Source organism: Dinoroseobacter sp. S124A, assembly GCF_049801015.1.
GTDB lineage: Bacteria > Pseudomonadota > Alphaproteobacteria > Rhodobacterales > Rhodobacteraceae > Dinoroseobacter.
The window spans coordinates 317,800-342,691 of record NZ_JBNAGD010000005.1; the positions used below are offsets into that span (position 1 = coordinate 317,800).

Annotated in this window: 24 protein-coding genes; 15 read left to right on the forward strand and 9 right to left on the reverse strand. The window is 65.2% G+C overall.

The genetic code is table 11. The features are described from left to right. The 5 genes from ACP15I_RS14605 to ACP15I_RS14625 form a co-directional block, all read right to left on the reverse strand. Positions 1-1,128 carry a Tm-1-like ATP-binding domain-containing protein gene (locus ACP15I_RS14605; RefSeq protein WP_424975658.1) on the reverse strand — a complete coding sequence of 376 codons (1,128 nt, stop codon included), beginning with the start codon at positions 1,126-1,128 and terminating at the stop codon, positions 1-3. Next, entirely contained in the window at positions 1,128-2,000 is an 873-nt protein-coding gene (locus ACP15I_RS14610) for a carbohydrate ABC transporter permease (protein ID WP_424975659.1), read from the reverse strand. The genes ACP15I_RS14605 and ACP15I_RS14610 overlap by 1 nt, the downstream gene beginning before the upstream one ends. Then, positions 1,997-2,911: a carbohydrate ABC transporter permease gene (locus tag ACP15I_RS14615; protein WP_424975660.1), complete on the reverse strand. Its 915-nt coding sequence runs from the start codon at positions 2,909-2,911 to the stop codon at positions 1,997-1,999. Before ACP15I_RS14615 ends, ACP15I_RS14610 begins: the two co-directional genes overlap by 4 nt. A 68-nt stretch (positions 2,912-2,979) precedes the next feature. Beyond that, positions 2,980-4,326 carry an extracellular solute-binding protein gene (locus ACP15I_RS14620; RefSeq protein WP_424975661.1) on the reverse strand — a complete coding sequence of 449 codons (1,347 nt, stop codon included), beginning with the start codon at positions 4,324-4,326 and terminating at the stop codon, positions 2,980-2,982. Positions 4,327-4,379: 53 nt separating this feature from the next. Beyond that, a complete protein-coding gene (locus ACP15I_RS14625) occupies positions 4,380-5,453 on the reverse strand; it encodes an ABC transporter ATP-binding protein (RefSeq protein ID WP_424975662.1) in 1,074 nt (357 codons plus the stop codon). 148 nt (positions 5,454-5,601) lie between these two features. Between ACP15I_RS14625 and ACP15I_RS14630 the strand changes: the two genes are divergently transcribed. From ACP15I_RS14630 to ACP15I_RS14650, 5 genes are all read left to right on the forward strand, one after another. Then, positions 5,602-6,258 carry a GntR family transcriptional regulator gene (locus tag ACP15I_RS14630; RefSeq protein WP_424965270.1) on the forward strand — a complete coding sequence of 219 codons (657 nt, stop codon included), beginning with the start codon at positions 5,602-5,604 and terminating at the stop codon, positions 6,256-6,258. A 90-nt stretch (positions 6,259-6,348) separates the two neighbouring features. After that, entirely contained in the window at positions 6,349-7,281 is a 933-nt protein-coding gene (locus tag ACP15I_RS14635) for an N-acyl homoserine lactonase family protein (protein WP_424965271.1), read from the forward strand. Between the two features lies 1 nt (position 7,282). Continuing rightward, positions 7,283-8,098, forward strand: a complete 816-nt coding sequence (locus ACP15I_RS14640; protein WP_424975663.1) for a TIGR01459 family HAD-type hydrolase — start codon at positions 7,283-7,285, stop codon at positions 8,096-8,098. 4 nt (positions 8,099-8,102) lie between these two features. After that, positions 8,103-9,056 carry a class II aldolase/adducin family protein gene (locus ACP15I_RS14645; RefSeq protein WP_424975664.1) on the forward strand — a complete coding sequence of 318 codons (954 nt, stop codon included), beginning with the start codon at positions 8,103-8,105 and terminating at the stop codon, positions 9,054-9,056. Further along, complete coding sequence (locus ACP15I_RS14650) at positions 9,053-10,327, forward strand: FGGY-family carbohydrate kinase (RefSeq protein WP_424975665.1); 1,275 nt, start codon at positions 9,053-9,055, stop codon at positions 10,325-10,327. The genes ACP15I_RS14645 and ACP15I_RS14650 overlap by 4 nt, the downstream gene beginning before the upstream one ends. On the opposite strand, the gene ACP15I_RS14655 is transcribed toward ACP15I_RS14650, so the two are convergent. Then, positions 10,324-11,067: a sulfite exporter TauE/SafE family protein gene (locus ACP15I_RS14655; protein WP_424975666.1), complete on the reverse strand. Its 744-nt coding sequence runs from the start codon at positions 11,065-11,067 to the stop codon at positions 10,324-10,326. The two genes, ACP15I_RS14650 and ACP15I_RS14655, sit on opposite strands and share 4 nt — an antisense overlap. Positions 11,068-11,142: 75 nt before the next feature. On the opposite strand from ACP15I_RS14655, the gene ACP15I_RS14660 reads away from it, so the two are divergent. From ACP15I_RS14660 to ACP15I_RS14680, 5 genes are all read left to right on the forward strand, one after another. Next, a complete protein-coding gene (locus ACP15I_RS14660; RefSeq protein ID WP_424975667.1) occupies positions 11,143-12,006 on the forward strand; it encodes a LysR family transcriptional regulator in 864 nt (287 codons plus the stop codon). Between the two features lie 10 nt (positions 12,007-12,016). Then, positions 12,017-13,021: an AraC family transcriptional regulator gene (locus ACP15I_RS14665; protein ID WP_424975668.1), complete on the forward strand. Its 1,005-nt coding sequence runs from the start codon at positions 12,017-12,019 to the stop codon at positions 13,019-13,021. A 95-nt stretch (positions 13,022-13,116) separates the two neighbouring features. Continuing rightward, positions 13,117-13,944, forward strand: coding sequence for an NmrA family transcriptional regulator (locus ACP15I_RS14670; RefSeq protein ID WP_424975669.1), 828 nt, complete (start codon positions 13,117-13,119; stop codon positions 13,942-13,944). A gap of 22 nt (positions 13,945-13,966) precedes the next feature. Further along, a complete protein-coding gene (locus ACP15I_RS14675) occupies positions 13,967-14,464 on the forward strand; it encodes a DUF1772 domain-containing protein (protein WP_424975670.1) in 498 nt (165 codons plus the stop codon). A gap of 167 nt (positions 14,465-14,631) precedes the next feature. Next, the gene (locus ACP15I_RS14680; protein WP_424975671.1) at positions 14,632-15,606 is read left to right on the forward strand and encodes an NAD(P)-dependent alcohol dehydrogenase; all 975 of its coding nucleotides are present in this window, start codon (positions 14,632-14,634) and stop codon (positions 15,604-15,606) included. Positions 15,607-15,610: 4 nt separating this feature from the next. On the opposite strand, the gene ACP15I_RS14685 is transcribed toward ACP15I_RS14680, so the two are convergent. Further along, the gene (locus ACP15I_RS14685) at positions 15,611-16,495 is read right to left on the reverse strand and encodes a LysR family transcriptional regulator (RefSeq protein WP_424965281.1); all 885 of its coding nucleotides are present in this window, start codon (positions 16,493-16,495) and stop codon (positions 15,611-15,613) included. Between the two features lie 331 nt (positions 16,496-16,826). On the opposite strand from ACP15I_RS14685, the gene ACP15I_RS14690 reads away from it, so the two are divergent. The 4 genes from ACP15I_RS14690 to ACP15I_RS14705 all read left to right on the forward strand — a co-directional run bounded on the left by ACP15I_RS14690 (position 16,827) and on the right by ACP15I_RS14705 (position 21,184). Continuing rightward, complete coding sequence (locus ACP15I_RS14690; protein WP_424975672.1) at positions 16,827-17,792, forward strand: glycine betaine ABC transporter substrate-binding protein; 966 nt, start codon at positions 16,827-16,829, stop codon at positions 17,790-17,792. Between the two features lie 76 nt (positions 17,793-17,868). Continuing rightward, entirely contained in the window at positions 17,869-18,924 is a 1,056-nt protein-coding gene (locus tag ACP15I_RS14695) for a quaternary amine ABC transporter ATP-binding protein (protein ID WP_424965283.1), read from the forward strand. Further along, positions 18,921-20,462, forward strand: coding sequence for an ABC transporter permease (locus ACP15I_RS14700; protein WP_424965284.1), 1,542 nt, complete (start codon positions 18,921-18,923; stop codon positions 20,460-20,462). The genes ACP15I_RS14695 and ACP15I_RS14700 overlap by 4 nt, the downstream gene beginning before the upstream one ends. Next, entirely contained in the window at positions 20,459-21,184 is a 726-nt protein-coding gene (locus tag ACP15I_RS14705) for an alpha/beta fold hydrolase (protein WP_424975673.1), read from the forward strand. The genes ACP15I_RS14700 and ACP15I_RS14705 overlap by 4 nt, the downstream gene beginning before the upstream one ends. Here ACP15I_RS14705 and ACP15I_RS14710 read toward each other — a convergent pair. Then, positions 21,181-22,089: a LysR family transcriptional regulator gene (locus ACP15I_RS14710; protein WP_424975674.1), complete on the reverse strand. Its 909-nt coding sequence runs from the start codon at positions 22,087-22,089 to the stop codon at positions 21,181-21,183. The genes ACP15I_RS14705 and ACP15I_RS14710 overlap by 4 nt on opposite strands. Before the next feature lie 112 nt (positions 22,090-22,201). On the opposite strand from ACP15I_RS14710, the gene ACP15I_RS14715 reads away from it, so the two are divergent. Beyond that, on the forward strand, positions 22,202-23,275 hold the full coding sequence (locus ACP15I_RS14715; protein ID WP_424965287.1) for a D-cysteine desulfhydrase: 1,074 nt from the start codon (positions 22,202-22,204) through the stop codon (positions 23,273-23,275). Positions 23,276-23,293: 18 nt separating this feature from the next. Here ACP15I_RS14715 and ACP15I_RS14720 read toward each other — a convergent pair whose 3' ends face one another. Beyond that, a complete protein-coding gene (locus ACP15I_RS14720) occupies positions 23,294-24,889 on the reverse strand; it encodes a GMC family oxidoreductase (protein WP_424975675.1) in 1,596 nt (531 codons plus the stop codon). Positions 24,890-24,892: the final 3 nt, after the last annotated feature.

Sequence of the window (24,892 nt, forward strand, 5' to 3'; positions counted from 1 at the left end):
TCAGGGTTCCTTTGTGATCTCTGCAAGCGCATCGGCGGCGGCATGGGCCACTTCTGCATCGTTGATATGTCCGGGCAGCCGGGTAACCGGGACATGGGTCTCCAGCCGGTTGGCAAAGAGGTGGCGCAGGGCGGGGCTTTCGACCGCGCCGCCGGGCCGGTCCTCGGAGGAAAAGCCACCCATGGGGATCAGCACGCGCTGCGGCGCGGTGGATCCGGCAAGGGCTGCGCCAAGGATATCGGCGCAGCGGGTCATCTCCGCTTCGGAGCATTGGACATGGGTGAAGAGCGGTGAATGGGCGTAATGGGGCCGCGCGCGGTAGATCTCAGGCATCAGGCTGGCCTCGCCCAACCCTATCACATTCACCGCGCCCGGCAGCACGACCCGGGGCAGATGGCCCATGCCGGTGAACCGGTTCGGCATCTCGGCATGGATCCCGGCCACATGACAGCGGGTGAGCTCATGCGGGGTGTAATCCACCACCCCCTTGAAGGCACCGATCTCGGCCCAGCGGGTGAAGGCCGCGCCACCAAAGCCATTGGCATGGAACACCGTGACCTCATGCCCGTCCTCGGTCAGACGCTGGCGCAACGCATCCGTGCCCGGCCCCGTCACCCCCAGAGAAGTCACGCCGACCGAGGGGGTCAGCGGCGCGTCGCCCGTGGCGGGCAAGGCCCCGCGCAGCCCCGCCGCAATCGCCGCGGCCCGGTCCAGCACATCGCGCGTCGTGGCGTTCAGCCCGCACAGATCGGCGATGGTCGGCACCAGCACGATCGCATTATCGGCAATCACGTAGCGGGGATCAAAAGGCAGCGTCGTCACCAGTAGCTTGGGCATCATCGCCGGGAGGGAATGCAGCACCTTGAGCGCGATCTGCCCACCGGTCCCGCCCCCGAGGGCGACCACGAGGCGCGGCGCCTTGGCCGAGGCCGCCGCGATCTCGGCGATGGCGCGCTCGGCAGCGGCATCCATCCCGGCGAGCTTCTCTTCGGGGGACCAGTGCACCCCTTCCGCGTTCAGCGAGATATCGCAGCGGCGCACCGTCAGACCCGCCGCCTCCATCGCGCGGGAGATATACTCGGTCTCCTCCCGCTTGGTGTCGAACGTGGCCAGCAGCAGGACGGACATCAGCCTTTGACAGCTCCAGCAGTCATGCCGGTGATGATCTGACGGCTGGCGACAAAGGTAAAGATGATCGGCGGGATCGCCAGCAGCATCCCCGTCGCCATGATCACCCCCCAATCGATGTCAAACTCGGTCAGAGAGTTCACGATGGTCACCGGCACCGTGCGGCTGTTGCGATCCGCCAGCGCATTGGCCAGCAGGAACTCGTTCCACGCCACCCGGAAGGTAAAGATCGACGCCGCCGCGATGCCCGGCTTGATCAGCGGAAGCACCACGAGGAAGAACACCTGAAACGGGCCTGCACCATCCATCCGCGCCGCCTCTTCGAGCTGGATCGGGACCTGCACGATGAAGCTCTGAAGGATCCAGATCACGAAGGGCAGGTTCAGGGCCACATAGACGAGGATGATCCCGCCCCGTGTCCCGTCGATCCCGAACTGGAACGTCCAGATGCCAAATACCGGCACCAGAAGGACCGCTGGCGGCACCATCCGCATCATCAGCGTCCAGATCGACACCACGTCCCGCCCCATGAAGCGGAACCGGACCAGCGCATAGGCCGCCATGGTCCCGATCACCAGCGTGATGCCCGTCGAGATCAGCCCGATGATCAGCGAGTTGGTCAGCGCCCGCCCGAAGGTCGGATCGCAGCGCCGCAGATGCTCGAGCTCGTACCACAGGAAGTCACACAGCGCGGTCTCGTAGTTCCGCAGGGTGGGCATGAAGAACAGGCTGGAGCTGTCGGACATGATGTCCACGTTCAGCTTCAGCGAGGTGACAAGCATCAGGTAGATCGGGCCAACCGCCATCAGTACCAGCGCCACGAGCAGCGCATAGAAAGCCGGGTTCTGCCGGTCGTAGGTCTGGGAGCTCATGCCTCTTCCTCCACCGCGCGCAGCCGGGCGGCGCGGGCGTCCTGGGCTTTGTTGTAGATGAACATTGCGAAGGTCAGGATCAGCAGCACGATGAGCAGCAGGTTCGACATGGCCGCAGCCTCGCCAAGTTCTCGGAATTCCGACGCGGTTCGATTGATCCTGAGGGACAGGATCTCCGTCGACAGGCCCGGGCCGCCATTGGTCATCACGAGGATCACCTCCAGCACCTTGAAGCTGTCGATCAGCCGCAAGAGTAGTGTCACGATCAACACCGGCAGCATCAGCGGCAGCTTGATGTAGACGATCTGCTGCCATGCGGTCGCGCCGTCGATCTTGCTTGCCTCGATGGCCGAGGATGGCAGCGATTGCAGGGCGGCGAGCGACAGGATGAAAATGAACGGGGTCCATTGCCAGATGTCGGCGATGATGACCGAGGCAAAGGCCCAGGATCCGTCCGACAGCCATGGCACGCTGTCAAAGCCGAGCGATGTCAGCGTCTTGTTAAAGATGCCCACGGTCGGGTGGTACATGTAGCGCCACATCAAACCGACCACGATCGGCGCGATCATCATCGGCAGGATGAAGAGCGTGCGCAGCACCGACATCCCCCGGATATTCCGGTCCAGAAGCAGCGCGAGACCGACCCCGATGATCATCTCGAGCGTCACGACGATCCCGGCGAATTTCAGAGTGACCCAGAGGCTCTCGCGGAAGTTCGGATCGCCGAACAGTTTGATGTAGTTCCGGATCCCGACGAAATCCGCCTCGCCGATCCTCTGGCTGGGGTTCCAGTCCAGAAAGCTGGCATAGATCATGTAGCAGATCGGGTAGAACAGCGCGACGGCCAGCACCAGAGCCGCAGGCGCGAGGAACATATACGGGGTCAGACGGGAGGCGCGCGCGAGGGACATGGGCTGGGGCCTTTTCAAGAAGGGTCACCTGACCGACCGCAAGGGCCGGTCAGGTGCGGGGAGGAGGCTTACTGCCAGGTGTAGTACCCGGCCTCATCCATCACCGCGCGGGCGCGCTCGGCGACACCATCCAGTGCTTCCTGGATGTCGAGATCCTCGGTCAGGACCTGGCTGAGCGTCGTGCCGATATCGGCGTTGATCTTGCCCCATGTCGGGATGATCGGACGCCAGTCGGGATCAGCATGTTTCAGCGCTTCACCAAAGGTCGCCGAATAGGGGAACTTCGCGTTCAGCTCGGCATTCTGATAGGTCGAGAAACGCGAGGGGTTCCCGCCTTCCATGGCCACGGCCAGATCGCCTTCCTTGGAGGTCAGCCACTGCATCAGCAGGAAGGCCGCTTCCTTGTTCTGGGCGTTCTTCGGGATGGCGATACCAAAGCCACCTGTCTGGCTGCCGCGCCGCACGCCTTCGGGGTGCAGGGCATAGCCGACCTTGCCGGCCACCTTGGACTGGCTCGGATCCTCGAACCCGGCAGCAAAGGCGATGGAGTCCATGAACATGGCCGCCTGGCCCTGTTTGAACGCCGCCGCCGCTTCGGCCGGGCCAAAGGTCGTGCTGCCCTCGGGGCCGCAATCCACGATGGTCTTCAGGGCGTTGGCCGCAGCCACCCCGGCCTCGTTGTTTATGATCGGGTTCCAGCTGTCGTCAAAGACCCGTCCACCCAGCGGCGCAAGGTGCAGCAGGAAGGCGTGGCTCGCCTGGTGACCCGATGCCGCGCGGGAGGCCATGCCGCCCATGCCCGGCTCAACCTCGGGGATCTTGCAGGCCGCGTCGAGCAGTTGGTCATAGGTTTCGGGCGCGGCGATGCCGTGCTTCTCGAAAATGTCCTTGCGATAGGCCAGAACCGAGGTCTCAGACCCGAAGGGGATCCCGAAGGCCGAGCCCAGCTTGCCCGGCAGATAGCCCTTCTGGCCGCCCGCGACGCCGATATTCTCGACATAGCCGTCGATCAGATCTGCCTGATCGTAGTTCGGATCCGCCAGCTTGGGGTTCATGAAATACTTGGCGAGGTTCTCAAGCTGATCGGCGAAGACGTAGTCCGCCTTGGAGAAGACCACGTAAGCGATGAGGTCATAGTCGCCCTCATCCTTGGTCAGCTCCAGCGTCTGGCGCTCGCGCATCTTGAGGTATTGCAACTGGTCGACCTCGACCTCGATTCCGGTCTGCTCGGTGAACTCGGGCAGCACGTTCATCACCGCGTTGTAATGCGGGTGTGCCGGGAAGTTCACCACCAGCGTGGTTCCCGCATAGGGCGCGTAGGGGTCCGAATGGCCCGCCGCCATGGCAAAGCCACCGCTGAATGTAAGGGCCACGGCCGCCGCAGCGGACCAGACCTTGGACGTGTGTCGTGTCATGTCATCCTCCCAGATGTTGATCGACCGCCTGCGCGGCCATCCTGCGGGCTGCGCTAGAGCGCCGCCTCCGTCTTCGGATCAAAGAGATGCACTTCCTCTCCCTGAACCGTGAATTCCCGTGTCTCGCCGGAGCGGATCGGCTCCACCGTGTTGACCTCGATGGCGACGCGCTGGCTGCCGAGCTCGGAAATCAGCACCGATTGCGCGCCGATATATTCCGACAGGATGATCGGCATCGGCATGCCGCCGGCCCCTTCGGCAAAGCTCGACGGGCGAATGCCCAGATGCACGGCGCGATCCTTGTGGCCCTGCAGGCTGGCCTTGCGCGCCTCGGGCAGTGGGATCGAGAACCCCTGCCCGGCAGCGCTCAGCACGCCGTCGCTTTCGGTCAGTTCGGCATTGAGGAAATTCATCGTCGGCGAGCCGATGAAGCCGGCCACGAACTTGTTGGCCGGGCTGCGATAGAGCTCTTCGGGGGAGCCTGCCTGCATGATCTCGCCGAATTTCATGACCACGATCTGATCCCCGAGGGTCATCGCCTCGACCTGATCATGGGTGACGTAGATCATGTTCTTCCTGATCCGCTGGGACATGAGCGCCAGCTCGGCGCGCATCTGCCCGCGCAGCTTGGCATCCAGGTTCGACAGCGGCTCGTCAAACAGGAAGGTGCCCGCATCCCGCACCAGCGCGCGCCCCATGGCGACCCGCTGACGCTGCCCGCCCGACAATTCGGCGGGCTTGCGATCGAGATAGGCGGTCAGATCGAGCGTCGCGGCAACATCCCGCACGCGCGTCTCGATCTCGGCCTTGTTCATCCGCGCAAGACGCAGGGCAAAGGACATGTTCTTGGCCACATCCATATGCGGGTAGAGAGCGTAGTCCTGGAACACCATGGCCAGGTCGCGCTCTTTCGGCTCGAGCTGCGAGACGTCGCGGTCACCGATCATGATCTGACCACCCGACACGCTCTCGAGCCCGGCAATCATCCGCAGGGTCGTGGACTTGCCGCACCCGGACGGGCCCACCAGCACCGTGAACTCCCCGTCTTTCATGGTCAGGTTCAGGTCCTCGATCACCGTCATGGCGCCGTAGTCCTTACGCAGATTTTGCAGGCGTATCTCAGGCATGTCCGGCTCTCTCCCCTTACCGTGACAGCAAGGAACCCTAGTTTGTATACAAAGGCAACAAAAAATATGCAAAAATGCCGCGTCGATGGATTTCGCCAAAGTTTCATGCTAGAGACAGGGTCAGTTCAGCCCAGTCAGGAGCCCGCAAATGGACCGAAGCGCCGGATCCCCTCGCGAATCATCCAGCCAGCGAATCGAGAGCCAGCTGCTCGATGACATCGCGGCGGGGCTGCTCGAGCCCGGGCAACGTCTGGACGAAAGCAAACTGGCCGAACGATTCGGCGTCTCGCGCACCCCGGTGCGCGAAGCGCTGAACCGGCTGACCGCACAAGGCGTGCTGGTCGCGGGCGAGAAACGTGGCGTCCGCGTGGCGGAGTATTCGCGCGAAAAACTCGCGCAAATGTTCGAAGCGATGCAAGAAATTGAAAGCGTCTGCGCGCGGCTCGCCAATCAGAGGCTTACCCTTCTGGCCCGCTCAGAGATCGAAGCGGCGCAGGCCGAATGCGCCCAGGCGGCAGCGCAGAATGACCGGCTGCGCTATATCAAGGCGAATGAGGCGCTCCACCTCGCGATCTACCGCGCCACGGAGAATCCCTTCATATCCGAGCTGGCGTCGGACTTCCGACGTCGCACCGGCCCCTTTCGCGCCAAGAAGCTCCAGACCCAGGACGACCTGCTGAAATCCGTGGAAAACCACGTGGACCTGCTGGCCAAGATCTTTTCCGGAGACTCGCAGACCGCTGTCGACGGAATGCGCAAGCACATGACCGAAAGCTTCATGCAAGTGCTCGCCGCGAACGGCTAATTTGCCCTTTCAGCCGGAAAAATCGCCCCGCTCTGTAGACACACGGTTTTTTATGTATACAAACATCGTGAACCGTATATGGAGGACCCGATGGGCGTTGCAGAGACCAAGATCTATCCAATCAATACCGGCTGGCTCGAGGCAGACCTCGGCACCTATATCTTCTGGAAAGGCCCTGCCGGGAAGAAGATCTGGAACCCGGTCTATTGCCACTATGTGGACACCGGCGAGCACAAGATCCTGATCGACACCGGTCTGTGCGACGAGGAACGCGCCACCAAGTACCACCATAAATGCGACAAGCGCGGCTGCCTGCAGGTGCATGAGCATCTCGAGCAGAAGCTGGGCGTGCATCCGGACGAGATCGACGCGATCGTGTTCACCCATCTGCACTGGGACCACGTGCAGAACATGAAGGAATTCAAGAACGCCCGCTACATCGCGCCCAAGGCCGAGATCGAAATGGCGTTCAATCCTCTGCCGCTTTACTACCGCACCTATGAGAGCGGGTATCTCGGCATCGACCCGGCCTATACGGGCTGCGTGTTCGAGGCGGTCGAGGATGAATGCGAGGTCCTGCCGGGCATCACCATGTTCCACACGCCGGGGCATTCGGTCGGCCACATGGCCGTAACCGTCGCCACCAGCGCAGGCGATATCGTCGTCGCGGGCGACGCGATCTTCCAGGAGCGGAACATGGAGCCGAACCCGGACGAGGGCTGGCGCTATTGGGTGCCGGCGCGCTTCGTGAACAGCTATGAGGGCTGGAAATCGGTCGAAGAGCTCGACAAGCGCGCGGACTACATCCTCGCCTGCCATGACAAGGTCGCCAATGCGCGCTCGGACGTGTTCCCTTACGAGGGCATGCCCCTGCGCAAGCGCCGTCAGGTGATCCCAGGGTATCAGTTCTACTTCGGCGACATGCCCCCGGGCAGCGCGGGCAAATCCGCCCCCGCGCTCACCAAGGAAGAGGCCGAGGCCTATATCGCCAGCCTCGTGCCGCCCACGCCCGATCCGAAATAGTATGACGGCGCTCGACAGCCTTCTGTCGGTGGCCGACCGCTATGACGCCATCGTCTTTGACCAATGGGGGGTGCTGCATGATGGCAGCACCGCCTACCCCCAGGCGGTCGAAACCCTGGCCGCCTTACGCGCGCGCGGACACCGGCTGGCCGTGCTGTCGAACTCGGGCAAACGGGCCGAGATCAACCGTGCTCGCATTGCCGGGATGGGGTTTGAGGGCGACGGTTTCGAGGTTGTGATGACCTCCGGCGAGGCGCTCTGGCGCGATATGCAGACCGAGACCCTGTCCCATCTCACCACATTGCTGCCGATCACGGCCGCCCCCGGCGATGCAGAGGCTTGGGCCAGGGACCTGTCGCTGCGTTTCACCGGGGATGTGGCCGGGGCGGAGGGGATCCTCCTGATGGGGTTGCCCGATGGCGGTGACCACGGCGCGATCCGCGCGACGCTCGACGCCGCACGGGCCCGACACCTGCCGCTGATCTGCTCGAACCCGGACCGGGCCTCGCCGCGGGCGGGCGGGGTGACCGTGATCTCCCCCGGTGCGCTGGCCCATGACTACGGCGAGGCGGGCGGCGAGGTGACCTTCTATGGCAAGCCCCATCTGCCGATCTTTGCCGCGCTGCAATCGGCGCTCGGCATCGCGGATCCCGCGCGGATCCTGATGGTCGGGGACAGCCCCGAGCATGACATCGCCGGGGCCCATGGTGCCGGGTGGCACGCGCTGTTCATTGCCGGCGGGCTTCATGCGGCAGCGACCGAAGACCTCTTCGCCCGGATCGCGCCGCCCCATTACACCCTTCCAACGCTCAGGTGACCCAATGACCCTCCTCAGCCATGAATTTCAGGCCCTCAGCGCCCGGCTCGGCTCCGACCCGCTGCAGGTACAGGGCCCCGGCGGCAACACCTCGATCAAGGGCGAGGGGGTGATGTGGATCAAGGCCTCGGGGACCGAGCTTGCCAATGCCCTCGATGCACCGATCTTCGTTGCCGTGGACCGCGAGAAGGCCAAGGCGGAGGCGTTTGGCGCGGGGGACGGGACCTGCAAGGCCACCGTTCTCGACCCGGAGAACACGCTGCGCCCGTCGATCGAGACAACTTTCCATGCGCTGGTCGATTGGGCCGTGGTCGCCCATACCCATTCGGTGGCGACACTGGTCCACGCGATCTCCCCCGAGGGGCGGCGTATCGCGGCCGAGAAGCTGGCGGGCCTGCCGGTAATCTTCGTGCCCTATCACAAGCCCGGCGTGCCCCTGACCGGTGCAATTGCGGAGCGCCTGACGCCCGAGACGCAGGTGATCATCCTCGAAAACCACGGGCTGGTATGTGCCGGTGCGACCGTAGAGGAGGTCTCGGACCTGATTGCCGAGGTCGAAACCCGGCTCGCCATGCCCGTACTGACCCCGCCTGCCCCGGCCCCCGCCGCAGCGGCCCCGGAGGGATATCAGTGGGAGGCAGCCGCGACCGTGCTTGCAACCGACCCCCGGTTGCGCGCGCTGGCACTTGGCGGGTCCTATTATCCGGACCATGTGGTGTTCCTTGGCCCTGCCCTGCCCACGGCGCTTGGCCAGCCTGTCTGCCTGCAAGGCACGGATGGCGCGTTGTTGCAGGACGCAGCGACCACGTCTCAGGCGGCCATGCTGCGGTGCATTGCGGATGTGCTGACCCGGCTGCCCGAGGGATGGGAGCCTGAGGCGATCGGCCCCGCCGCCGAGGCCGAGCTGCTGAACTGGGACGCCGAGAAGTACCGTCAGGCGCTGGCCGCCCGGTCATGAGCGATCTGCGCCTCGGCATAGATATCGGAACGTCGGGCATCCGCAGCGCGGTGCTCGCCCCCGACGGTGCCGTTCTGAGCAGCGCGCGCGCGGCGCATCTGCCCCAGCCGGATCCGGACCACATTGATGCAGAGGCATGGTGGCAGGCGACCTGCACCTGCCTCGCAACTCAGGCGACCGCCCTGGCCGAGATCGGGCGCGATCTGCGCGAGGTCGGGCGGATCGGGGTCGATGGCACCTCCGGCACGATGGTCCTGACCGATGCGGACCTGCGCCCTGTAACCCGCGCGCTGATGTATAATTCCACGGGGTTTGAGGCCGAGGCGACGCGCATCGCCGCCGCCTGCCCGGGACCGCATATCGCCAAAGGCTCCAACTCGGCGCTGGCCCGGGCGCTCTGCCTGCAGGGCGAGGACCCCGATCAACGCGCTGTGCATCTACTCCATCAGGCCGATTTCATCGCCGCGCGCCTGCTGGGCCGGGGTGGGATCAGCGATGAAAACAACACGCTGAAGCTCGGCTTTGATCCCGAGACCGGCGCATGGCCCGAGTGGTTCGCCGAGACCGGGCTGCGCCTCGATCTGCTGCCGCAGGTCCTGCCCGCCGGGGCCCGGATCGACCAGATCGCCCCAGACATGGCCGCCACGCTCGGGCTGTCCCCGAACACGGTGATCCATGCCGGAACGACGGACAGTATCGCCGCCTTTCTCGCCGCAGCCCCTCTGGCGCCGGGCGCTGCGGTGACCTCGCTGGGCACGACCCTGGCGCTCAAGATCCTCTCGCCCGCGCGCGTGGATGCGCCGGAGCTTGGGCTCTATTCTCATAAGGTCGGCGATGTCTGGCTCGTGGGGGGCGCGTCCAATACCGGGGGCGGCGTGCTCGCATCGCTGTTCTCGCCTGAGGAACTTACCGCGCTCTCGGCCCGGATCGACCCGACCCGGCCCTCGGATCTGGACTACTACCCCCTGCTCAAGCCCGGCGAGCGGTTTCCGGTCAACGACCCCGCGCTCGCCCCGCGCATGACCCCGCGCCCGGAGGACGATGCGGTGTTTCTCCATGGCCTGCTGGACAGCATAGCGCGGATCGAGGCGCAGGGCTATGCCGCCATCGCCGCCCATGGCGGACCGCAACCGACGCAGCTCTATACGGCTGGGGGTGGGGCGCAGAACCCGGTCTGGACACAGATCCGCGCGCGCTGTCTCGGGCTGGAGATCCGCGATGCCGGGGATTGCGAGGCCAGTGTGGGGATCGCGCGACTGATCGGCACCTAGCCGACAAGCCCGAGATAGATGAGGTTCACCCCCGCCAGCGCCAGCAATCCATAGGCGATCTTGCCAAAGAGGACCTGCGGCACCCGGTCATGCATGGCAAAGCCCAACCCGACGCCCAGCAGCAGAAACGGCAGCAGCGACGCCGAGGCCATGAGGCTTTCGGCTGAGAACAGGCCCAGCGCGCCGTAGCCCACCCCCTTGAACAGGTTCAGCATCAGGAAGAAGACCGCGTTCGTTCCGACAAATGCCGCCTTGTCGAGGCCCATCCGCAGGAAGGTTCCCTTGATCGGCGGCCCGCCCGCATGGGCGATGCAGCCCGCAAAGCCCGAGAGGGCACTGGCCCCGAAAACCAGCGGCCAAGGCGCGCGGCCCGGCCCGCGCGGGCCCGCCCCGGCGCAGAGAAACCGCGCGACAAAGCCCAGCGCCATGAGCCCGATCCCGAGCCGCAGCAGGTCGTCATTCACATGCGACAGGCTGGCAAAGCCCAGCCCGATCCCGACCGCCGCCCCGGGAAGAAGCGCAAGGATCACCCCCGCCCGGCCAGCACGGCGGTACCGCCAGACCGACAGCAGATCGATCCCCAACAGGATCGGCAGCAGAAGAACCACCGCGCTTTGGGCAGGCATGACCAGCGCCAGCAGCGGCACCCCGAGAATGCCAAGCCCCCCGGCAAACCCGCTCTTGGAGATGCCCGTCAGAACGACGGCGAAGGCGGCGAGGAGATATGCGGTCAGGTCCATGGCTCCGGACTAACGGCCCTGAGCCCGCAAATGAAACGATTTTACAGGATCATAAAAATCGCATTTAGTGATTTTATGGCTCTGGATCTGAAACAAGTGGAAAGCTTCGTGGCGGTGGCCGAAACCCGCAGCTTCTCGCTCGCGGCAGAGCGGACCCATACGGTGCAATCCGCGATCAGCGCCCATATCGCCGCGCTGGAGGCGCGCCTTGGGCGGCGGCTTGTGGCCCGCGGCCGGGGCAAACCTGTCAGCGTCACCGATGAGGGCGCCGCGTTTCTGGTGCAGGCGCGCCGTCTTCTGGCCCTGGCCGAAGAGATGACCCATGCCCCCGCGCTGCGACGCCCGACGCTCCGCCTCGGGACAACGGTGACCTTCGCGCTCTCACTGGTGCCGCAGGCCTTGCGCCGCATCGCGCAGAGCGACAGCACGCCCGAGGTCACGATCCGCACCGCACGAAGCCATGAGGTGCTGGATCTGCTGGACCGGGGCGAGATCGACATGGCGCTGGTGCTTGATCAGGGCCCGCGCCCCAACCGGCAGGCAACGCTGCCCTGCGATCTGGTCTGGGCCGGCGCGCCGCCGCTGAACTGGCAGGCGGATGCGCCCCTCCCCCTGCTCTTTCTCGAGGATGCCCGGGATCTGCGCCGCCACGCCTTTGCCGCGCTGGACCGAGAGCCCGGGATCACGGCGGCCCTGCGCACCGCACCGGATCCGGTCGGGCTGCGTGCGCGGCTCGCGGCGGGGTCCGCGCTCACGCTTCTGCCCAGGGTCGCCCTCGTGTCGCCGCTCCGCGACCTTGGCGCGGATTTGAACCTGCCGTCTCCGGGCGTGGTGCAGATCTCGGTCTATGGCCCTGCGCGCAGCGCACCGGCCACAGCGGTTCGCGATGCGCTCTGCATGGCGCTGGAGGATCTTAACGCCGCGCCGACCATCGGCTAGTCTGGCCTCCATGGGGTCCATCACGTCTCTTTTCGTGCGCAAGATGGTGGCCGCCGCAGGGGAGGCTGTGGACGGCCCGGCCTTGCTCGCCTCGGTGGGGATCGATGCCGCAGCGCCGGTCGATCCCAAGCTTCAGATCGCCGATACCGCCTATTACGACCTGCTGGAGCGGATGGCGCAGCAGATGGATATCACCGCCCTGCCCCTGCGGACCGGCGCGTCCATGCGCTGCGACGAATACGGCGCGCTTGGGCTGGCCTTCAAGGCGGCGACCACGCTGCAAGGCTCCTACGCGCGGGTGGCGCGCTATGCCCGGCTCTGGACCAGTGTCGTGGAATACGAGCTGGTGCCCGACGGGGATCGGTCCTGGTACCTGTTGCACCGGGCCGGGGCGCGGCGGCTCGGTCTGCGCCTGTCGAACGAGGCGACGCTGGCGAGCTCGGTCGCCCTGGCGCGCGAGGTCTCGCAATCGGGCAGCTTTCGCCCGCTGGAGGTGCATATCCAGCACCCGGCCCCCAAGACCCTGCAGCATCACGAGGCATTTTTCGGCTGCCCGGTGCGGTTCGGCTCGGACCGCGATGGCCTGCTGATCAGCGCCGAAGCGCTGGCCCGCCCGAACCGGCTGGGCGATCAGGGGATCACGGCCTTTCTGATCGGACATCTGGAGCAGGAGCTCTCGGCGCTCAGCCAGAAAACCTCCCTGCAGGACCGGCTGCGCGACGCCATCGCGCGCTCGCTCAGCGAGGGCCTGCCCCGGATGGAGGACATGGCCAGCCGTCTCGGCATGAGCGTCCGCTCCCTCCACCGGCGGCTCGCCGAGGACGGGCTGAGCTTTCAGACCCTGACCGAGGAAACCCGGCGCGATCTGGCCGAAGGACTGCTGCGGGACGAGCGCTATTCCCTGTCCGAGATCGCCTTTCTCACCGGGTTTTCGGAACAGAGCTCCTTCACGCGTGCCTTCAAGCGCTGGCGCGGCGAAACCCCGGCCCAATTCCGCAAACGCGGCGAGCGCTGACCGGATCGGTCAATCCCTTGGCAGGGCCGGTCAAGACCCGGGACGCCGCGACTGTCTATCCAGAGGGCATCACAGCAGACCTCAGGAGAGAGACAATGACTTCGCAAACCACCCTCGTGATCGGCGCACATGGCAAAACCGGCTCCCGCGTAGCGGCGCTGCTCGATGCCCGCGGCCTGCCCGTGCGGCGCGCATCGCGTTCGGCCGAAACCCCGTTTGACTGGGACGCGCCCGAGACATGGGCCCCGGTGCTCGACGGGGTCCACTCCGCCTATGTCACCTATTTCCCCGATCTGGCCTTCCCCGGCGCGGTCGAGAAGGTCGCAGCCTTCGCCGAGACCGCCCGGAGCGCGGGTCTGGGACGGATGGTCCTGCTCTCGGGTCGGGGGGAACACCATGCCCGCCTCGGGGAAGAGGCCGTGCGCGCCTCGGGTCTCGACTTCACCTTGATCCGCTCGGCATGGTTCGCGCAGAACTTCTCCGAAGGCTATCTGCGCGACCCGATCCTGTCGGGGTTGCTGCCGATGCCCGGGGGCGATGTGGTCGAGCCGATCATCGATGTGAATGACATTGCCGACGTGGCCGTCGCGGCCCTGACCGAGCCGCAGCATGGCGGAAAGCTCTATGAGGTAACGGGTCCGCGGCTCCTGACCTTTGCCGAGATGGCCGACACGCTGGCCCAGGCCCTTGGCCGCCCGATCCAGCATATCCCCATCAGCTTTGAGGATTTTCATGCGGCGATTGCCGAAACCGGCGGGGCCTTTGTGGCCGATGTCTTTACCGCCATCGCGCGCGAGACTCTGGATGGGCGCAATGCACGCGTGACCGATGGCGTGGCGCAGGCGCTCGGACGCCCACCGCGCGATTTCGCGGATTTCGCCCTCAAGGCCGCGCAGGCCGGGGCCTGGGCGCAAGCCGCCTGAGCCGAAGACAGGAGTATCCGACATGTCCCTTCTCATCCTCTTTCTGATGCAGATCGCCATCCTCGCCTATGCACTTGTGGGCGGTGTCTTCCTCGCTTTCTCGGATTTCATCATGCGCTCCCTCGCCCTGTCCGGGGCCGGGGCGGGCACCATGCAGGTGATCAATCGCGAGGTGTTTCGCTGGGTCTTCATGGGGCTGTTTCTCGGCCTCGCGCCGCTGTCACTGGTCATGGCCCTCTATGCCCTGCTGACCGTGGGCGGCTCTGGCGGGCTGCTGATCGCCATGGCCGGGCTGGTCTATCTGGTCGGCGTGTTCGGGGTCACCGTGCTGCGCAACGTTCCCCTGAACAACGCGCTGGCGGATCTGACCGAAGGCGCACCCGAGACCGAGCGGTTCTGGACGGCCACCTACCTGCCGCGCTGGACCTTCTGGAACTCTGTGCGGGCCGGGGCCTGCACGATCTCGGCGGCACTCTTGTTGCTGGGGGTCTGGGCGACGGTGCAAACCCCGCTCGCCTGATCCCTGTCGCGACGCACATGGCGGTCGGGCCCTGCGCCCGGCCGCTTTTGCATGCACGGCGTGCATAGCGGGTCGGACTGACCCAGCGTCACAACCCCGGCCCACTTTACCTGCAATCCGCCGTCCGCCATCACCGGGGCGATTTCGATGACGCAAGGACACCCGCGATGAAAGCTCTGACCTATACCCGCTATGGCGCCCCCGATGTGGTGGAGATCTCGGATCTGCCGCGCCCCGAGGCCGGGCCGGGCGAGGTGCTGATCCGGGTCCATGCCAGCGCGGTGAACACCGCCGATTGGCGGCTGCGTGCTGCGGCCTTTCCGGGCATCATGGCGATCCCCGGTCGGCTGATGTTCGGCCTGACCCGGCCACGCAACACGCGTCTTGGCTCGGAATTCGCCGGGATCGTCGAGGCCGTCGGAGCACAGGTCACACGATTTGCCCCGGGCGACCGGGTCTATGGGATGCAACCCAATGGCGGGGCCAGCGCCGAGGTCATCGCCGTGGCCGAGGACAGCGCCCTTGCCCCCATGCCACAAGCGCTCGGGTTCGACGAGGCGGCCGCCCTGCCCTTTGGCGGGCTCTGTGCCCTCGTCTTCCTGCAGGATTGCGCACAGCTCTCCGAGGGTCAGCATGTGCTGATCCTGGGCGCCTCGGGCGGGGTGGGCAGCTATGCGGTGCAGATCGCCAAGGCGCTGGGGGCCGAGGTGACCGGGGTCAGCGGCCCGGACAGCCAGAACTTCGTCACAGGGCTCGGTGCGGATCGGGTGGTGAACTACCGCGACACAGGTCTCGCGGACCTGCCCGGGTCGTATGATCTGGTCTTTGACACGGTGGGCGCAGCCCGCCCATCCGAGGCCTTCGGACTGCTGAAGCCGGGCGGTCTGTTCCTGCCGCTGAACTTCGGGATGCCCGAGATCGGCGCGGCCCTGAAGAACCCGCTGCGCGACCGCAAGATCCGGCTGGAGGTCAACCCGGACCGCGCCGAGGATCTGGTCCGGCTGACCGCGCTGGTCGAGGCGGGCAAACTGCGTCCCGTAATCGACACCCGGTTTCCGCTGGCCGAAGCCCGCGCGGCCCATGCCCTGGTGGAAACGCGCCACAGGCAAGGCTCGGTCATCCTGACCATGCCCGGGGTCTGAGCGCTCAGAGCAGGCGCCAGACTTCCTGCGCCGGCTGGTCGAACGGGACCTGACTGGCAAAGGCCGCCACGGTCAGCTTGGCCACCCAGGCCGGGCCGCCGATGGGCACGACCTGCCCGGTCTCAAGCTCGCGCGCAATCGCGCTTTCCGGCATCCAGGCGAAGCCGCAACCCGCCATCAGCCGACGTTTGATCGCCTCGACCAGCCCGTCCACATAGAGGGTCTTGGCGACCAGCGGCTTCCCCCCCGCCGTGGCCTCGACCACCATGCCCAGAAAGCTCGACCGCTCATAGGCGAGGTAGGGCAGCCGCTCGGACCCGGGCTGATCCAGATCCCAGCCATGTTCGACCACCTGACTGCGCAGGGCGACCGGGATCAGGCGCTCGACCATCAGGTCCTTGCGGGCAAACCGCGCCTCGTCGATCTCGAGCGAGACGGAGGGGTGGCTGTAGCACAGCATGATGTCCACCGCGCTCTCGACGAGCAGTTCGCAGCAGGTGTTCAGGCTTTCGGAAATGACCCGTGTGCGCAGGTCGGGCAGATCCCGCTGCATCGCATCGAGCCGGTCGGCGAGCACATGGATCGAGATCGTGGGCAGGACCGAAAGGCGCACGAACCGGTTCTCGCCCTGATCCGCATCGCGCAGGGATTGGCGCGCCTCGGACAGGCGCGAGACCGCCGCCACGGCCACCGGAAGAAAGGAATGCCCGGATTCGGTCAGTTCCACCGGGTATGTCGCGCGATTGACCAAAGGTAAGCCGACCCAGCTCTCCAACGCCTTAATTCTTCGGCTAAAGGCCGATTGAGTGATGCTTCTTTCATCAGCTGCCCGCGTAAAGTTCTGTGTGCGGGCCAGACACTCGAAATCTCGCAACCAATTGAGATCCATGTTTTCCCCATGTTTTCAGAGGCTTTCCCGAAAATCGCATCAAACTATGCAAAACTGGAATAGTTTAATGAATAGTTCGAATTTGCGCCGGGCAAAACCCCCGCTCTAGTGTTTTTCCATGAAGAGACACCCCGCTCAGGCCGAAATCACTTCATCCCGGATGCATCGGGCGCCGATGCGGTCCCAAATGCTTGGCCCGGTCCACTCACGAACAAGTCCCCTCGAAGGGACATCCGACCACCGCAGCCGCCTCACCCCGAGACGCGCTGCGGCCCCGCCAAGATAACACCCCCGTCGGTGCCACCGACGGCCCCCAACACAGGAGACGACTATGGATCTGAAATTGAAATCGCTGGGTATGGCAACCGCACTGAGTGTGCTGGCCCTGCCCGCCTTTGCCGCCGAAGAGGTCAAGATCGGCGTGCCGTCCTGGACCGGTGCACAGGCCATTGCCTATGTGCTCGGCGAGGTCGTGGAATCGCGGATCGGCGGTCAGGTCGAGTACGTGCCCGGCAACAACGCAACGATTTTCCAGGCCATGGACCAGGGCAAGGGCGATATCGACGTGCATCCGGATGTCTGGCTGCCGAACCAGGAAAGCTTCACCAAGAAATACGTGGATGACGCGGGCACCGTGACCCTGTCCTCGAACCCCTATCAGGGCAATCAGGGCTTCTGCGTGACCCAGGACTTTGGCGAGGCCAATGATATCACCGATATCGCCGATCTGGGCCGCCCGGATGTGGCTGCCCTGATGGACAGCGACGGCAACGGGCTGGGCGAGATGTGGATCGGCGCACCGGGCTGGGCCTCGGCCAATGTGAACGAGGTGAAGACCCGCGATTACGGCCTGATGGACTTCATCGAGCCGATCCGGGCCGAGGAAAGCGTCAAGACGGCACGCATCAAGGATTCCATCGCCAAGGGCGAAGGCTATGCCTTCTACTGCTACAAGCCCCACGCGGTCTGGTTCATGTTCGACGTCAAGATGCTGACCGAGCCGACCTTTGATCCGGAGAAATACGTGATGGTCCAGCCCTCGGACGACGCGGATTGGTTCGAAAAGTCCATGGTCGCCACCAAGGACGCGCTGAAGGATGTGCAGATCGCGTGGTCGAACTCCCTCGTGGATCGCTCGCCGGCCATCGCCGAGTTCTTCACCAACTTCCAGCTGACCGCCGATGACGTGAGCCAGCTGGCCTTCGAGATCAGCGCCAATGGCAAGAACCCCGCCGATGTGGCCGAAGCCTGGGTGAACGCCAATTCCGACCGCGTGGATGGTTGGCTCGGCCTCTGATCCGAGCTCTCGACACTCTCAACGGCACCGGGATCCCGGTGCCGTTTCCCGGAGCCCCCAGCAGGAAACGAGCGCCATGACCGATGAGACCGTCATCGAAATCTCCAATGTCTGGAAGATCTTCGGTGCCAATGCCCAGGCCGCCCTGGCCGCCATTCGCGATCGCGGGATCGGCAAGGCCGAAGTGCTGGCGGAGTTCAACGCCGTGGTCGGCGTCGCCGATGTGAGCCTGTCCGTCAATCGCGGCGAGATTTTCTGCATCATGGGCCTGTCGGGCAGTGGGAAATCCACGCTCGTGCGCCATTTCAACCGCCTGCTCGAGCCCACGGCGGGCAAGATCGAGATCGAGGGCACGGATGTGATGGCCCTTGGACCGGCCGAGCTGCAGCGGTTCCGCAACCAGAAGATCGGGATGGTCTTCCAGAATTTCGCGCTGATGCCCCACCGCTCGGTGCTCGACAATGTCGCCATGCCCCTGGAGATCCGCAAGGTTCCCAAGAACGAGCGCATGCGCCAGGCCGCCGCCATCCTCGACATCGTGGAGCTTGGCGCCTGGGGGGCAAAATTCGCCCATGAGCTCTCGGGTGGGATGCAGCAGCGGGTGGGCCTCGCCCGCGCGCTGGCCGCCAACCCGGACGTGTTGCTGATGGACGAGCCCTTCTCGGCGCTTGACCCGCTGATCCGGCGCCAATTGCAGGATGAGTTCATCCGCCTGTCGAAGATCCTCAAGAAAACCACGATCTTCATCACCCATGACCTGGACGAGGCAGTGCGGATCGGCGACCGGATCGCGATCATGCGCGACGGCAAGATGGTCCAGATGGGCACCGCCGAGGACATCGTGATGCACCCGGCCGATGACTATGTGGCCGATTTCGTCGCCGGGATCTCGCGGCTCAAGGTGGTGCATGCCCATGCGGTCATGCAGCCGCTGGAGACCCATGTCGCAACCCATGGCCCGCTTTCGGCAGACGCGCCGCGGGTCGATGAGGCCGAAAATCTCAGCACGCTGATCAATCTTGCCATCGATGACGATCACCCGATCGTCGTGCAGGACAAGGGCAAGGATACGGGCATCATCACCCGCTCGGATCTGCTGCGCACCGTGATCGAGGGGACCGAAGTATCATGAAAGACAGCGATATCAATCCGCTCGAAGACACGGAATCCGAAGCCGCGCTGGCCTATGCCGCCGAGCGCAAGGCGAATATCGCCACCTTCGTCCGCACCAACCCCGACTATTACACCGAGATGTTCGACAAGATCGGGGCCTCGTCCAAGTTCGTGCCCACGGTCAACGTGAATGCGGGCCTGTTCGGGCCGGTCTGGTTCGGCGCGCGGGGGCTGTGGAACTGGGCGCTGGTCTTCCTGATCATCGAGACCCTCGCCCTGGTGCAGATCGCGCGCGGTCTCTTCGGGGATCTCGCGGCGGATGCCATGGCGCGCATCGCCTCCATCGAGGGCACGCTGGAGCTGCGCCGCCAACAGCTTGCCGCCGCCATCGAGAGCGGATCGGACAGGGTGGATGCGTTCCGCCGCACGGTGGAATCCCTTGAGGCCAATATCGGCGGTATCCGCGCGGAGGCCGAGGCTATGGCCGCAGAGGGGCCGAGCATCGCGCTCACCGGGCTTGTCATCCTCATCCTGGCCAAGGTCGCGCAGGCCCTCATGGCCAACACCGCGCTTGAGGCGCGGTTCTCGGAATGGCTGAGCGATCGCAGCGTCCGGTCCGGCCTGCCGGTGCAGCATATCGTGCTGAGTGCGATCTTCATGGGGCTCATCGTCGCCACGGCCATGGTCCATTACAGCTTTCCGGGGCGGTTCAACATTCTCAGCACCTTCCCGACGGACCCCGATATCCGGCTCACAGGGATCGCCTGGGTGGAGGATTTCATCGCCTGGACCGTGCGCAACACCGAGGCCTTCTTTGACGGCCTGACCTTTGGCATCCGCGCCCTTCTCGACGCGCTCGAGGTGATCCTGGTGCAAACCCCTTGGATTGTGATCGCAAGCCTGATCATCCTGCTGACCTGGCTGACGGCAGGATTGCGCACGGCGATCTATTCCAGCGCCTTCCTGCTCTACATGGGGCTTCTGGGCTTCTGGGAAGCCGCGATGACCACGCTCGCACTTCTGGGCACGGCGGCGTGCCTTTCGATCGTGATCGGCATCCCGCTGGGCATGTTCGCGGCGCGACGCCCCCGGTTCTATGCGGTCATCCAGCCGATCATGGACTTCATGCAGACCATGCCTGCGTTTGTGTTCATGGTCCCCGTCATCGCCTTTTTCGGCGTGGGCAAACCGGCGGCGGTGATCGTGACGATGATCTTCGGCGGCACGCCCGTGGTGCGCCTGACGGTGCTGGGCCTGCGCGGTGTCCCCGAGAGCGTGCGGGAGGCCGCGATCAGTTTCGGCGCCAACAAGTGGTACCTGCTGACCAAGGTCGATCTGCCCCTCGCCAGCCCCTCCATCCGGGCGGGCATCAACCAGACGATCATGCTCTCGCTGGCGATGGTCGTGGTGGCCTCGCTGATCGGGGCCAAGGGTCTGGGCGAGGATGTGCTCGAGGCGCTACAATACGCGAATGTGGGTCAGGGGATCCTCGCGGGCTTCTCGATCCTCTTCTGCGCCATGATCCTCGACCGGATTGTGCAGGGCGGACGTAAATGACGCCACTCGTCTGTGTCCATGGCTTCATGGGCGGCAGCGCACAATGGCAGGCCCAGCGCGCAGCGCTGGGTCCCGAACGGGGGGTACATGCCGTTGATCTGCCGGGCTTCGGGGCGAGCGCGCATCTGGAGGCTCCCTGTCAGATCGCGGGATTTGCCCGCTGGGTGCTGGCGCGGTTGCACGCGGATGGGGTCGATCGGTTCCACCTGATGGGGCATTCCATGGGCGGCATGATCGCTCAGGAAATGGTCGCCCAGGCGCCCGAGCGGGTCGACCGGCTGGTCCTCTACGGGACCGGGGCGAAGGGCATGTTGCCCGGACGCTTCGAGCCCATCGACACCTCCAAGCAGCGCGCGCGCGAAGAAGGCCCCCGGGACACGGCGCGCCGAATCTCGGCCACCTGGTTTCTGCAGCGCGAAGCGAGCCCGGCTTACGAGGCCTGCGCCGCGATTGCCGAGCGCGCCAGCCTGCAATCCATCGTCGCCGGGCTCGACGCCATGCGGGACTGGAGCGGCGAGGACGCGCTGGCCGACATCCACGCCCGGACGCTGGTGGTCTGGGGTGATCATGATCGCACCTACCCCTGGAGCCAGACCGAACGCCTCTGGAAGTCCATCGACGGGGCCAGCCTCGCCGTGATCCCCGATTGCGCCCATGCCGCCCATCTGGAGAAACCGCATCTCTTCAACGAGATCCTTGGCGACTTCCTGCGTGCCTCCTAAACTTCGCGACGCGGACGCGGTGGGGATACGAGCTGATCCAGCAGCAGTTCGGCACTGCGATCCTCGCGCCTTGCATAGAGCGTGATCTGCAACCCGATCTGGCCATAGCCCGGGCCCAGCGCCCGAAGCCGCCCGGCCTCCAGATCGGCGACGCACATGGCTTGGGGCAGCCAGCCGACCCCAAGCCCCCGGCGCACCATCTCATGGATCCCGTTGGAGAAGGCCGTCTCGCAGACCGGGTGGCGGGCGTGCTCGACCGTCCCAAAAGGGCAGCGCGCCGCACTCAGCGCCTGCCCGAAGGAGCTTTGCGCCGGATAGACAATCGCCGGGGTATCCTCGGGCACGGTCCCGTCCGCGCGCAGGCGGTGCCGGATCTGCCCGCCCACGACCGGGATCAGCTGGTCGCGCCCCCAGACCTCGCGCCGGACCGAGGCATCGAAGGGCATCGACCCGGTCAGATCCGTTTCATGGGCCAGCAGCATGCCCGTATCCCCGCGCAGGAACATGGACACGCATTCGCTCCGGTTACCGGGGCGCAGGCGCACCCGCAGCGCGGGCAGGACCTGCCGGGCATGGAGCGCGATATCGGGAAACACCGAGGAGATCAGCGCATGCTGCGCCGCCATCTCGACCACGCTGCCAGCCGGGTCGTAGCGCGCGATACGGCTCTTGAGCTCGCGGATCCGCTCGATCAGGGCGCGGATCTCGTCTTCATTGGCGAGCAGGGCCGGGTCGATCTCGATATGGTTGGAGCCCCGGGCGAGGATCTCGGTCCCGAGCCATGTCTCGAAACTGCGGATGCGGCGCGAAAAGGCGGGCTGGGTGATGTTGCGGCGCGCGGCGGCGCGGCTCATATTGCCCTCCTCCAGCAGGATGAGCACATCCTCGAGCCATTGCATATCCATCCTGACCTGCCCTCGCTCATACAATCCCTTTGCCTGGACTGCGAAGATAGCACTCTTAAACCGCGCCAGCCATATGTATGCTTGGCCTGAAAAGACCCAAAAGGCAGAGATCATGACCACAGCGACGCCCCAAGAGGACACGGATTTTCAGGAAACCCTGCGCAAGGAGCTGGCCACGACCCTCGCCACATTCCCGCGCATCCGCTTCGGCCACCTGCCCACGGCGCTGGAGCCGATGGACCGGCTGAGCGAGCTTCTGGGCGGACCGCGTCTCTGGGTGAAGCGCGATGATTGCACCGGTCTTTCCTCGGGCGGCAACAAGACCCGCAAGCTGGAATACCTGATGGCGGATGCCCAGGCGAAGGGGGCGGACACGATCATTACTCAGGGCGCTACCCAGTCGAACCACGCCCGCCAGACGGCGGCCGCCTCGGCCAAGCTGGGCCTGACCTGCCACATCCTGCTGGAGGATCGGACCGGCTCGAACGACCCCGCCTATATCCTGAACGGCAACGTCCTGCTGGACCGGCTGCATGGGGCGACCGTCTCCAAGCGCGCGGGCGGTGCGGACATGAATGCCGAGATGGAAACGCTGGCCGAGACCCTGCGGGCCGAGGGCAAGACGCCCTACATTATCCCCGGGGGCGGGTCGAACCAGATCGGCGCGCTCGGCTATGTCAACTGCGTGCGCGAGATCGCGGATCAGGCCGCCGAGATCGGCCTGTCGATCGACGCGCTGGTGCATGCCACGGGCAGCTCGGGCACGCAGGCCGGACTGGTCACCGGGCTCGCGGCACTCCAGAGCGATATCCATCTCCTGGGGATCGGCGTACGCGCCCCTCAGGAAAAGCAGGAGCAGATGGTCTATGACCTCGCCTGTAAGACCGCCGACCATCTCGGTACCGGGCTCGAGATCGACCGGGAGCAAGTGCGCGCCAATTGCGATTATGTGGGTCCGGGCTATGGCCTGCCCACTGCGGGCATGATCGAGGCGGTCAAGCTGCTGGCCCAGACCGAGGGCCTGCTGTTTGATCCGGTCTATTCCGGCAAGGGGCTCGACGGGTTGATCGACCAGATCAAGAAGGGCTATTTCGCAGGGCTCGACAACGTCGTCTTCCTGCATACGGGCGGCAGTGCCGCGCTCTTCGGCTACCCCGAAACCTTCGAGCTGCACGGCTATAGCTGACCCGGACGGGCGACACCTTCAGGCGTCGCTCAGCACGAGGTCGCTGGCCTTTTCACCGATCATGATAGCGGGAGCATTCGTGTTCCCGCTGACGATTTCCGGCATGATCGAGCAATCGGCGACGCGCAGATTGCCGATCCCGTGCACCCGCAGATCAGCACCGACCACCCCGCCCTCGCCCGAACGCATCGCGCAGGTGCCCGTCGGGTGATAGATCGACACCGAGTTCGACCGCGCCCAGTCCAGCGTGCCGTCGTAATCGTCTTGCGACAGGGCGGCGGTGGGCCGGAACTCTTCAGAGATCTTGGAAGCCAGAGGCGCATGGCCCGCAATCTTGCGCGCCACATTCACCCCCGCAACGATCGTCTGGCAGTCCGTCTCGGTGGACAGGTAATTCGGATGGATCTTCACATAGCTTGACGGGTCCGGCCCGTTCAGGCGCAGGCTGCCCCGGCTTTCGGGGCGCAGCTGGCAGACGGACATGGTGAAGGCCGAGAAAGGGTGCACCCCCTCGCCGGGGCTGTCCGCGGACCAGGGCTGTACATGGAACTGGATGTCCGGCGTTTCGACCTCTGGCCGCGTCTTGAGAAACCCGGTGGCGAGGCTCGCCGCCATGGTCATCGGACCGGCGCGGAACATCGCGTATTTCAGGGCGATCCGCGCCTGATTGAAGAGGCTGCGAATCTCATCATTCAGGGTCGGTTCATTGCATTTGTAGACCAGCCGCGCCTGCAGGTGATCCTGCAGCCCCTGCCCGACACCCGGCAGGCTGTGCAAAGGCTCGATCCCGTTCTCCTTGAGGTGATCCGGATCGCCGATCCCCGACAGCATCAGGATCTGCGGCGAGTTGATCGCGCCGCCGCTGAGGATGATCTCGCGCTTGACGGTCAGGGTCTGCTCGGTCCCGGACTTGTCGCGATAGCGCAGTCCGGTCGCCTTCTTGCCGTCGAGCACAATGCGCGTGACCAGAGCGTTGGTGATGATGTTGAGGTTCTCACGCTTCTTGGCAGGCTTGAGATAGGCCACCGCCGAGCTGCAGCGCCGCCCATCCCGCGTGGTCAGCTGGAAATACCCGACGCCTTCTTGCGTGGCGCCGTTATAGTCGGGATTGAACGGGTAGCCTGCCTCCTGCGCGGCTGCGACCCAAGCGTCGCAGATCGGGCGCTGGATCCGCATGTTCGACACCGAGAGCGGACCGCCCGTGCCGTGATAGGCGTCCTCGCCGCGCTCCTGATCCTCGCTGCGCCGGAAGAGCGGTAGAACATCGTCCCAGCCCCAGCCCGTATTGCCCATTTGACGCCAGCGCTCGTAATCCTCTTTCTGGCCGCGCACATAGAGCAGACCGTTGAGCGATGAGGAGCCGCCGAGCACCTTGCCCCGCGGCCAGTCGATGGCGCGTCCGTTCAGGCCGGGATCGGGTTCCGTGCGATAACACCAGTCCACGCTCGGATTGTGCATCGTCTTGAAATAGCCAACGGGGATGTGGATCCAGGGGTTCGTATCGGGCCCACCAGCCTCGAGAATTGCGACCCTGTTCTTAGGGTCCGCACTGAGCCGATTGGCCAGCACACAGCCCGAAGAGCCCGCCCCCACAATCGCATAATCCACCTCCATTTC

Bases quoted from the DNA above. Each gene is read 5' to 3' on its own strand.
- ACP15I_RS14605 (WP_424975658.1), bottom strand. From the start codon at position 1,128: ATGTCCGTCCTGCTGCTGGCCACGTTCGACACCAAGCGGGAGGAGACC.
- ACP15I_RS14610 (WP_424975659.1), bottom strand. From the start codon at position 2,000: ATGAGCTCCCAGACCTACGACCGGCAGAACCCGGCTTTCTATGCGCTG.
- ACP15I_RS14615 (WP_424975660.1), bottom strand. From the start codon at position 2,911: ATGTCCCTCGCGCGCGCCTCCCGTCTGACCCCGTATATGTTCCTCGCG.
- ACP15I_RS14620 (WP_424975661.1), bottom strand. From the start codon at position 4,326: ATGACACGACACACGTCCAAGGTCTGGTCCGCTGCGGCGGCCGTGGCC.
- ACP15I_RS14625 (WP_424975662.1), bottom strand. From the start codon at position 5,453: ATGCCTGAGATACGCCTGCAAAATCTGCGTAAGGACTACGGCGCCATG.
- ACP15I_RS14630 (WP_424965270.1), top strand. From the start codon at position 5,602: ATGGACCGAAGCGCCGGATCCCCTCGCGAATCATCCAGCCAGCGAATC.
- ACP15I_RS14635 (WP_424965271.1), top strand. From the start codon at position 6,349: ATGGGCGTTGCAGAGACCAAGATCTATCCAATCAATACCGGCTGGCTC.
- ACP15I_RS14640 (WP_424975663.1), top strand. From the start codon at position 7,283: ATGACGGCGCTCGACAGCCTTCTGTCGGTGGCCGACCGCTATGACGCC.
- ACP15I_RS14645 (WP_424975664.1), top strand. From the start codon at position 8,103: ATGACCCTCCTCAGCCATGAATTTCAGGCCCTCAGCGCCCGGCTCGGC.
- ACP15I_RS14650 (WP_424975665.1), top strand. From the start codon at position 9,053: ATGAGCGATCTGCGCCTCGGCATAGATATCGGAACGTCGGGCATCCGC.
- ACP15I_RS14655 (WP_424975666.1), bottom strand. From the start codon at position 11,067: ATGGACCTGACCGCATATCTCCTCGCCGCCTTCGCCGTCGTTCTGACG.
- ACP15I_RS14660 (WP_424975667.1), top strand. From the start codon at position 11,143: ATGGCTCTGGATCTGAAACAAGTGGAAAGCTTCGTGGCGGTGGCCGAA.
- ACP15I_RS14665 (WP_424975668.1), top strand. From the start codon at position 12,017: ATGGGGTCCATCACGTCTCTTTTCGTGCGCAAGATGGTGGCCGCCGCA.
- ACP15I_RS14670 (WP_424975669.1), top strand. From the start codon at position 13,117: ATGACTTCGCAAACCACCCTCGTGATCGGCGCACATGGCAAAACCGGC.
- ACP15I_RS14675 (WP_424975670.1), top strand. From the start codon at position 13,967: ATGTCCCTTCTCATCCTCTTTCTGATGCAGATCGCCATCCTCGCCTAT.
- ACP15I_RS14680 (WP_424975671.1), top strand. From the start codon at position 14,632: ATGAAAGCTCTGACCTATACCCGCTATGGCGCCCCCGATGTGGTGGAG.
- ACP15I_RS14685 (WP_424965281.1), bottom strand. From the start codon at position 16,495: ATGGATCTCAATTGGTTGCGAGATTTCGAGTGTCTGGCCCGCACACAG.
- ACP15I_RS14690 (WP_424975672.1), top strand. From the start codon at position 16,827: ATGGATCTGAAATTGAAATCGCTGGGTATGGCAACCGCACTGAGTGTG.
- ACP15I_RS14695 (WP_424965283.1), top strand. From the start codon at position 17,869: ATGACCGATGAGACCGTCATCGAAATCTCCAATGTCTGGAAGATCTTC.
- ACP15I_RS14700 (WP_424965284.1), top strand. From the start codon at position 18,921: ATGAAAGACAGCGATATCAATCCGCTCGAAGACACGGAATCCGAAGCC.
- ACP15I_RS14705 (WP_424975673.1), top strand. From the start codon at position 20,459: ATGACGCCACTCGTCTGTGTCCATGGCTTCATGGGCGGCAGCGCACAA.
- ACP15I_RS14710 (WP_424975674.1), bottom strand. From the start codon at position 22,089: ATGGATATGCAATGGCTCGAGGATGTGCTCATCCTGCTGGAGGAGGGC.
- ACP15I_RS14715 (WP_424965287.1), top strand. From the start codon at position 22,202: ATGACCACAGCGACGCCCCAAGAGGACACGGATTTTCAGGAAACCCTG.
- ACP15I_RS14720 (WP_424975675.1), bottom strand. From the start codon at position 24,889: ATGGAGGTGGATTATGCGATTGTGGGGGCGGGCTCTTCGGGCTGTGTG.